9 protein-coding genes are annotated in these 8755 nt (G+C 37.3%); all 9 read right to left on the bottom strand.

What is annotated here, in order from left to right; all coding sequences use genetic code 11:
- Positions 1-44 precede the first annotated feature (44 nt).
- The gene (gene nuoH / locus HGC4_RS07835) at positions 45-1076 is read right to left on the bottom strand and encodes an NADH-quinone oxidoreductase subunit NuoH (protein ID WP_050709575.1); all 1032 of its coding nucleotides are present in this window, start codon (positions 1074-1076) and stop codon (positions 45-47) included.
- A 42-nt stretch (positions 1077-1118) separates the two neighbouring features.
- Positions 1119-2165 (bottom strand): NADH-quinone oxidoreductase subunit G, encoded by a 1047-nt coding sequence (locus HGC4_RS07830; protein WP_050709574.1) that lies wholly within the window; start codon positions 2163-2165, stop codon positions 1119-1121.
- A 6-nt stretch (positions 2166-2171) separates the two neighbouring features.
- Positions 2172-3530 (bottom strand): NADH-quinone oxidoreductase subunit NuoF, encoded by a 1359-nt coding sequence (gene nuoF / locus HGC4_RS07825; RefSeq protein ID WP_050709573.1) that lies wholly within the window; start codon positions 3528-3530, stop codon positions 2172-2174.
- Between the two features lie 6 nt (positions 3531-3536).
- On the bottom strand, positions 3537-4061 hold the full coding sequence (nuoE, locus tag HGC4_RS07820) for an NADH-quinone oxidoreductase subunit NuoE family protein (RefSeq protein ID WP_050709572.1): 525 nt from the start codon (positions 4059-4061) through the stop codon (positions 3537-3539).
- Complete coding sequence (gene nuoD / locus HGC4_RS07815) at positions 4061-5296, bottom strand: NADH dehydrogenase (quinone) subunit D (protein ID WP_050709571.1); 1236 nt, start codon at positions 5294-5296, stop codon at positions 4061-4063. Before nuoD ends, nuoE begins: the two co-directional genes overlap by 1 nt.
- A 105-nt stretch (positions 5297-5401) precedes the next feature.
- Positions 5402-5932, bottom strand: a complete 531-nt coding sequence (locus tag HGC4_RS07810; protein ID WP_050709570.1) for an NADH-quinone oxidoreductase subunit C — start codon at positions 5930-5932, stop codon at positions 5402-5404.
- A gap of 27 nt (positions 5933-5959) precedes the next feature.
- A complete protein-coding gene (locus tag HGC4_RS07805) occupies positions 5960-6511 on the bottom strand; it encodes an NADH-quinone oxidoreductase subunit B (RefSeq protein WP_050709569.1) in 552 nt (183 codons plus the stop codon).
- Positions 6512-6687: 176 nt separating this feature from the next.
- A complete protein-coding gene (locus HGC4_RS07800; RefSeq protein WP_050709568.1) occupies positions 6688-7056 on the bottom strand; it encodes an NADH-quinone oxidoreductase subunit A in 369 nt (122 codons plus the stop codon).
- A gap of 283 nt (positions 7057-7339) precedes the next feature.
- Positions 7340-8530, bottom strand: coding sequence for a low temperature requirement protein A (locus tag HGC4_RS07795; protein ID WP_050709567.1), 1191 nt, complete (start codon positions 8528-8530; stop codon positions 7340-7342).
- Positions 8531-8755: the final 225 nt, after the last annotated feature.

Genomic DNA, 8755 nt, shown 5'->3' with positions numbered 1-8755 from the left:
TCATTAAATACTTTTGTTTACTTATCACAGACAGATCGATGATCTTATTTAAAAATAAGAATTAGAATACCGTTCAGCAAAATATTGAATAATGCCAAAGGGAATAACATTTTCCATCCCAGACGCATCAATTGGTCATATCTGAAACGAGGAATAGTCCATCGTACCCACATATAAAAGAATATGAAGAATGATATTTTACCCAATAGAGTAAAGACCGCTAATGTATTTGCAATATTTCCACCCCAATTCTCAGCAACCCATTCCATACCCGGATAATTATATCCTCCAAAGAATAGAATCGAAATCAATGCCGAAGAGAAAAACATACTTACATATTCTGAGAACATATAGAATCCCATCTTCATAGAAGAGAACTCTGTATGGTGACCATTTACCAATTCCGACTCACATTCAGCTAAATCGAAAGGTGTACGATTACACTCCGCAAATGAACAGATCAGAAATATAAATAAAGTTAGCGGTTGATAAAAAGCATTCCAACCAAAGCCCGCTTGTTGTTCTGTTATTTCACGCAGACTAAATGTTCCTGTCATCATCACCAGAGCGATCAGAGATAATCCCATAGCAACTTCGTACGATACCATTTGAGCACCTGCACGAATACCTCCCATCAAAGAATATTTATTGTTAGAAGCCCATGCTCCAATTACTATTCCATAAATAGCAGTAGACATTACAGCTACTACATACAGTAGAGCTATATTTATATCTGCAACCTGAGGTATATATTCTACTCCTGCAATTACAAACTTATTAGCCCAAGGTATAACTGCACTCCCTAGAAGAGAAACAATCATAGCCATTGCTGGTCCGACTGTAAATAATATTTTATTGGGAGTGTTGGGCATAAACTCCTCTTTCGAGAAAAGTTTAGCTCCATCAGCTAAAGGTTGTAAAATTCCGAATATACCTGCACGGTTAGGTCCGTAACGGTCTTGGATAAATCCGGCAACTTTACGCTCAGCCAAAGTCGAATACAATGCAAAAAACATTGTTACGGCAAAGACTATGATAATAAGAATAAGCTTCTCTAATATAAATGAAATTTCCATATTCTTGTAAGTACTTTCAAGTATTTAATAGGTCGGTGACCTTTATTCTTCTTTTACTTCTTTTATTGCTTCCAACTCTACCTCGTCATAAGGAACTGCAGGCATACTGATTTTTTTCTCATCCTGCTCTCGTCCTTCAAGAATCAGCTCATCAGCATCTATATGTACTTTTTTCAAAGGACGAATATAATTATTGATATTAAGTACTGATGGTTTCTCGAATTTACGTGGTCCTTCAATTACCCAATCTTCGGCATTTTTATGATGGAAACGACAATCGTTACAGATAAACTCGTCAACTTCATGATAAACATCTTTACGACCTGTTACACGTTGTACTTTATCACCAAACATCCACAGGGTTACTTTACCCGAGCATGTAGGACAATCGCGATGTGCATTGTAAGGTTTATTAAACCATACACGAGATTCGAAACGAAATGTTTTATCTGTTAATGCTCCAACAGGACATACATCAATCATATTTCCTGAGAAATCATTATCAATAGCCTTAGATATATAAGTTGATATCTGAGCATGATCGCCACGTCCAACAACACCATGTACACGTTCGGGTGTAAGTTGATCTGCCAATTTCACACAGCGATAACACAATACACAACGATTCATATGTAGTTGAATGTATGGACCAATATCTTCGGGCTCAAACGTTCTTCTTTGTTCTTTGTAGCGAGTCTTAAAGTTCTTGTTCCCATAAGCCAGATTCTGCAAATCACACTCACCTGCCTGATCACACACAGGGCAATCTAAAGGGTGATTGATCAACAAAAATTCGGTAACAGCCTTACGGGCATCCAAAGCTTTGGGTGATGTAGCACTTTTCACCTCCATTCCATCTTGAACTGCTGTAACGCACGATGGTTGAAGTTTTGGCATAGGGCGAGGGTCTCTTTCGCTACCCTTACTTATCTCTACCAGACAACAACGGCATTTTCCACCACAATCTTTCAGTTTAGAATAGTAACACATGGTAGGAGGCACACTAGGTCCGCCAATAGCACGTGCTGCTTCCAACACTGTAGTACCGGCTTCTACTTCTATTGTATGTCCATCTATTGTAACTTTCATAGGTACTTATAATGAGAGTAAATGTCTAACCTTTTCCATAGGTTCATTTACAAAGTGATTTCTATTTTTAATTCTTTCAGGGAAACGTACGTGATATTCAAATTCTTCACGGAAATGGCGAATTGCAGCAGCCACAGGCCATGCAGCAGCATCACCAAGCGGACAAATAGTATTTCCTTCTATCTTGCTTTGAATATCCCATAAAAGATCAATGTCTTCTTGACGTCCATGACCATTTTCGATACGTTCTAAGATTTTTTCCATCCATCCTGTACCTTCACGACATGGTGAACATTGTCCACAACTTTCGTGATGGTAGAATCGTGAAAAATTCCAAGTATTACGCACTACACAAGCAGAATCGTTATATACGATAAATCCTCCCGATCCCATAGATGATCCGGTAGTGAAACCACCATCGGCCAGAGATTCGTAAGTCATCAAACGATCTTCACCGTTCGCAGTCTTAAATATATAGTTTGCAGGAAGAATTGGTACAGAAGAACCTCCAGGAATAAACGCCTTTAAAGGACGGTCATCAATCATACCACCAAGGTATTGATCGGAGTTCATAAATTCATCTACAGTCATACCCATTTCAATTTCATACACTCCCGGATTTTTGATATGTCCCGAAGCCGAAATCAATTTAGTTCCTGTTGATTTACCTAATCCTATTTTAGCGTATTCCTCACCACTGTTATTTACAATCCACGATACAGCCGAAATCGACTCTACGTTATTCACAACAGTTGGCTCAGACCATAATCCGCTTACAGCAGGAAATGGAGGCTTGATACGAGGATTACCTCTCTTACCTTCTAATGATTCGATAAGTGCAGTTTCTTCTCCGCAAATATATGCTCCTGCTCCACAGTGTACATATAAATCGAGATTGTAACCTGTACCCAATATATTTTTACCCAACCATCCATTGGCATAGGCTTCTTTTATAGCTTTCTCAAGGATCTTAAACACCCACATATATTCTCCACGAATGTAGATATAAGATAGGTTTGCTTCTAAAGCGAAACTGGATATAATAGCTCCTTCAATCAACAAGTGGGGAATATGTTCCATAAGGAAACGATCCTTAAAAGTTCCAGGCTCAGACTCATCGGCATTTACTACCAGGTGACGAGGCTTACCCGATTTTTTATCGATAAAGCTCCATTTAAGTCCCATAGGAAATCCTGCTCCACCACGACCTCTAATGCCCGAAGTTTTTACTTGTTCTACGATTTCATCAGGAGTCATTGTTTTAATAGCTTTCTCAACAGCTCTATAACCTCCGTTTTTGCGATAAACTTCGTAATCCTTTATTCCGGGAATATCTATGTTCTCTAATAATATCTTTCTAGCCATCGCAAATCAATCTAGTTTTATTTTACCTTGTTTACAGTCTTCAACTAATGCATCAAACTTTTCTTCGGTTAAATGCTCGTGATAAAAATCACCTAATTGAAGCATAGGACCGTAACCACAAGCACCCAAACACTCAGTTCCTACAACACTAAACATTCCATCTTCGGTAGTTCCACCCTCTTTTATGCCTAACTTGTTGCAAGCATAATCGAGCATATCTTCACCACCGCGAATACTGCAACATGATGTACGACAAAATTCGAATGTATATTTACCTCTAGGGTGTTGATTGAACATGGTATAAAATGTAACCACCTCATACACCTCAATAGGATGAACCTCTAATATCTTGGCAACCTTATTCATTAAAGGAACACTCAACCAATTGTCATGAGCATCTTGTACTGCATGAAGCACTGGCAACATTGCAGATTTTTTCTTTCCTTCGGGATAATGACCGATAAACTCATTAATACGAGCCATCAGTTCTTCCGTTATATTTATTTCTTGATTGTATTCTTTTTTTTCCATTATGCGTCTAATTCTCCGGCAATAACATTTATACTTGACAATGTAGCTACCGCATCCGAAAACATTCCACCTTTAATCATCTCTGCAAATGCCTGGTAATATATAAAACATGGTCTGCGGAAATGCAAACGATATGGAGTACGCGATCCATCAGTAATCAGATACATTCCAAGTTCGCCATTAGCACCTTCTACAGCATGATATACTTCTGCCACAGGAACAGGTATTTCGCCCATCACAATTTTAAAGTGATTAATCAAAGCTTCCATACTTGTATACACTTCTTCTTTAGGAGGAAGATAATAGTCGGGTACATCTGCATGATAGTCGCCTTCTGGAAGGTTATCTTTAGCTTGACGAATTATCTTCAAGCTTTCTTTTACTTCTGCACAACGTACACAGAAACGATCATAAGTATCTCCCGATTGACCAACCGGTACTATAAAATCGAAATCTTCATACGAACTATATGGTTTTGCTACACGTACATCATAATCTATACCGGTTGCTCTCAAGTTTGGACCTGTAAAGCCATAATTCATAGCTTTTTCTGCAGAAATAGATCCCACATTTACTGTACGATCCATGAATATTCTATTTCGCAGGTAAGCTCTTTCGAGTTCGTCCCAAGCCTTTGGAAAGCCTTCTAGAAATTCATCTAATTTTCGCCATGCAGCTTCACTCCAATCTCTTTCGAAACCTCCAATACGTCCCATGTTGGTAGTTAAACGACCTCCACAAATCTCTTCATAGATTTCGTAAACCAATTCACGGTATTTCATTACATAAAGGAAAGGAGAATACGCACCTAAATCGACACCTAAAATACCATTACATATAAGGTGGTCGGTAATGCGTGCCAATTCCATGACAATAACGCGCATATATTGTGCACGCTTAGGAACTTCTACACCCAAAGCTTTTTCTACTGTCATCCACCAACACATATTGTTGATTGGTGCAGAACAATAGTTCATACGGTCGGTCAACGGAGTAATCTGATAGAATGCTCTGTTTTCCGCTATTTTTTCAAAAGCTCTGTGTATATAACCTACAGTAGTATCGGCATCCAGAATACGCTCCCCATCCATAAGTAGTATATTTTGAAATACACCATGTGTAGAAGGATGCGTAGGTCCGAAGTTTAGAACCGACAACTCACGACCATCTTCGGGAGTATGATCTCTTAAGATTTTCGCAAAGCGATGTTCGGGGTGTAATAATAGGTCTGACATTTCAGTCTTTCTGTCTTTAGCTTATACAATTTCTACTGCCATATCATTTAACTATAACATTCTTTAGCTATGGCACTAACCAAAGAAACGAGAAGGTCAGAGACCTTATTTGGGTTGATAGTTATTCGTTGTTCGACCAAAGAAGCGGTCGTCTTTATCGCTACGTCCTGAATCTTCTAATGGATATTCTTTACGCATCGGGAATGATGTCATTCCGTCATCATTCAAAATTCGCTTCAAGTTTGGATGTCCGATAAACTTAACACCATAAAAATCGTAAGTCTCTCTCTCCATCCAATTGGCTGCTGCAAAAATATCGGTCATTGTATCAACCTCTACTTTATTACCATTCAAGAAAGTTTTCACTCTTACTCTTACATTATCAACCCAATTATGCAATAGATATACAACTGCAAACTGAGCCTCAATGTCATTATCCGGATAATGTACAGCACATAGGTCTGTCATGAAGTTAAAGCTTAAAGCCTTATCTTCTTTCATAAAACGGATTACATTCTTGATTACAGCAGGAGTAGCTTCAAAAGTCAGAATGTCTTGTTCCATTCTAAAATTTAAAACTTCAGCTCCAAACGCTTCGGTTATTCTGTTTTGAATATCAATAGTTTCCAATGACATTATATATTTTATAAAAGGTCAGAGACCTTATTCTATTTTATATGATTCTAAAAGCTCTTTATATACTTCCGATCCACGGCGATGTATAGATTCGCTTTTTACTATTTCTTGCAGTTCCATTAAACCATCCAAAATTTGCTCCGGACGAGGAGGGCAACCCGGTACATAAACATCCACAGGTATAATTTTATCAATTCCCTGCAACACTGAATATGTATCGAAAATACCACCTGAAGAAGCACACGCACCTACAGCAATAACCCACTTAGGCTCTGCCATTTGTTCGTATACATTACGCAAAATGGGACCCATCTTTTTAGAAATAGTTCCCATCACTAACAACATATCGGCTTGACGTGGAGAGAAGCTATTACGCTCGGCTCCGAAACGTCCCATATCATAGGTTGACGCCATAGTTGCCATAAATTCGATACCACAGCATGATGTAGCAAAAGGCAAAGGCCACATAGAGTTAGCCCTAGCCAAACCAATTACATAATCAAACTTGGTAGCGAAGAAACCATTCCCCGTATATCCTTCGGGTGCAGGCACTATATTTAATTTAGTTGATTCACTCATGATTCATGTTTTAAGCACAGAAAAATAATTTTGCTATATTATCAATCTATAACAAGTTTCAGTTTACAATACTTAAGGTCGGAGACCTAATTTATTATTTATTCAGTGTAATAACAATTGCTTGTTATTACTTTTGAAAAACTTTCAGTTACTTATTAGTAAAAAGATCTATGATCTTACTTCTCCCACTCTAAAGCTTTTCTCTTCACAATATAAAGATAGCCTACCAATAGAAGAGAGATAAATCCTCCCATCTTTAACAAGCCACTAATACCTATTGTTTTGAAATTAATTGCCCAAGGGTACATAAAAATGATTTCGATATCGAAAAGCACGAAAAGAATGGCCACTAAGAAGTATTTGACCGCAAAAGGAGTTCGCGCATCGCCTATCGATTCAATTCCACATTCGAAATTTTGATTCTTTTTAGACGATCGGTGCTTAGGACCTAGATAGTTTGATATAAATATTGTTGCGAACACAAATACAACTGAAAATGCCACTTGCATCAGGATCGGCACAAAATCATATAGATTCGATTGCATAATTAGTTTTTTAGGATCTGAAAATGACAGATAGATACATTTCTCCTACAAATATAAACCTTTTCCTTTCAATTGTCATCTATTAGCTCATATATTTTATCAATATAACACACACTGGCACACACACAAACCAAAAAAGAATCATTTTGTCAAGCCCACCTTACAAATTACTCAATTAACTTTTTAAAGATAGATTTTCACACTATTTTATAAGTAATAAATGTTATCTATTCTCTGAAAAACCGACTCAAAAAGAGTAAAATTTCACAAGAAAAAGTCTTTTCTAAAGCTTTTCTAATAACTCTTCTCTTTTTACTTTAGGAGCAACAACTTCGAAAATAGCAATACAAATAAACACTGCAACCACGATACTATTTATTATCAATATACTCATAAAAAAGCTTACAGGAATTAATAGAAGCAACACTAAAATAGCAATAGAATGAGAGATGGATATTGAGTGACACGTTATCCACTTAAAGACCATATTTGCCAACAAATAAAGGATAGTACCAAAAATCAGCACATACAACGAAGTATAGGTTACTGTTGCAGATGGTTCACTATCAACTAACTCATCGCCCACCGCACAAATAATAATAGCACCTACTAATATTACATGTACAGCATGATATTTAAGAGCTAAAAGTCCGGGATTGGAAGAGTGTTGTATCTTATGAGTCGCAGCTTCGCTACTGACATCAAAATATATCCACCACATAGCCAAACTACCTATAAAAGAGACAAGAGCAGCTACAATTCTCTCAACTCTCCAAACCTCTACTTCACTAAGTGAAGCACCTATCATTAAGATAGTTTCACCGAAAGCTATAATAACAAACAATTGACATCGCTCAGTTAAATGGTGACCATCTATAGTCCACTCCTTACCAGAATCGGAACGCCCGAGAAAAGGCAAGTAAAAGCCAAACATGGGAGAAAGATAATCGGATAGTACTGCCATTGCCCACAATAAAATACGGAAATTCCCTTCATTGAATCCACCTAAAATCCAAAGGAATCCGGATATACAAGACCAACCCAATATTCTTTTAAAATTAGGAGTAAGGTGATGACTATTTCCAAGTAAAGATAAAATAACCAAAGTCCTCCCAACCTGAATGGCTGCATAACAAATAGCAAAAATAAGTCCCCTATCTCCAAATGCTTTGGGTAATGAAGCAGCCATCATTAAACTGACAAGCATAACCCCAAACAACAGTAACCTAATGGGACGTGTATCTGGATTAAACCAATTGGTGACCCATGTAGTATGCTGCCAAACCAACCAGACTCCGAACCAGAGAATAGTAGTTTCGACAACTCCCTGAAAGTTGAGATGATGCAATAAATAATGTGATAGCTGAGTTACAGCAAACACATAAATTAAATCGAACAGAAGCTCCGAATATGAAACAGAAGCATTATGTTCGCCTCGTTTACGCAGCAATTGATGTGATTTACGCTCTTCCATAAGAGTAAATTGTACGGGGTTTCAGATCCTTTTATTAGTAGGATAATTACAACAAAAAAACGATAATTCTATAAATTATAGTTTTACTATCCCAATCTACAGCTTTGAACAATATTATATATACAGTTACTATAACTAATATCATCATATAGAACGGATAAGCCTATTATTTGTTCTATAGAGTAAAAAAGAAGAGGTTGTCATAAAAATGACAACCTCTTCTTT

The organism is Dysgonomonas sp. HGC4 (assembly GCF_001261715.1).
Lineage (GTDB): Bacteria > Bacteroidota > Bacteroidia > Bacteroidales > Dysgonomonadaceae > Dysgonomonas_A.
The sequence above is the reverse complement of the archived record's forward strand: the minus strand, read 5'-3'. Positions and strand labels throughout refer to the sequence as shown.

Coding starts and splice junctions, on each gene's coding strand:
- nuoH (WP_050709575.1), bottom strand. CDS start 1,076: ATGGAAATTTCATTTATATTAGAGAAGCTTATTCTTATTATCATAGTC.
- HGC4_RS07830 (WP_050709574.1), bottom strand. CDS start 2,165: ATGAAAGTTACAATAGATGGACATACAATAGAAGTAGAAGCCGGTACT.
- nuoF (WP_050709573.1), bottom strand. CDS start 3,530: ATGGCTAGAAAGATATTATTAGAGAACATAGATATTCCCGGAATAAAG.
- nuoE (WP_050709572.1), bottom strand. CDS start 4,061: ATGGAAAAAAAAGAATACAATCAAGAAATAAATATAACGGAAGAACTG.
- nuoD (WP_050709571.1), bottom strand. CDS start 5,296: ATGTCAGACCTATTATTACACCCCGAACATCGCTTTGCGAAAATCTTA.
- HGC4_RS07810 (WP_050709570.1), bottom strand. CDS start 5,932: ATGTCATTGGAAACTATTGATATTCAAAACAGAATAACCGAAGCGTTT.
- HGC4_RS07805 (WP_050709569.1), bottom strand. CDS start 6,511: ATGAGTGAATCAACTAAATTAAATATAGTGCCTGCACCCGAAGGATAT.
- HGC4_RS07800 (WP_050709568.1), bottom strand. CDS start 7,056: ATGCAATCGAATCTATATGATTTTGTGCCGATCCTGATGCAAGTGGCA.
- HGC4_RS07795 (WP_050709567.1), bottom strand. CDS start 8,530: ATGGAAGAGCGTAAATCACATCAATTGCTGCGTAAACGAGGCGAACAT.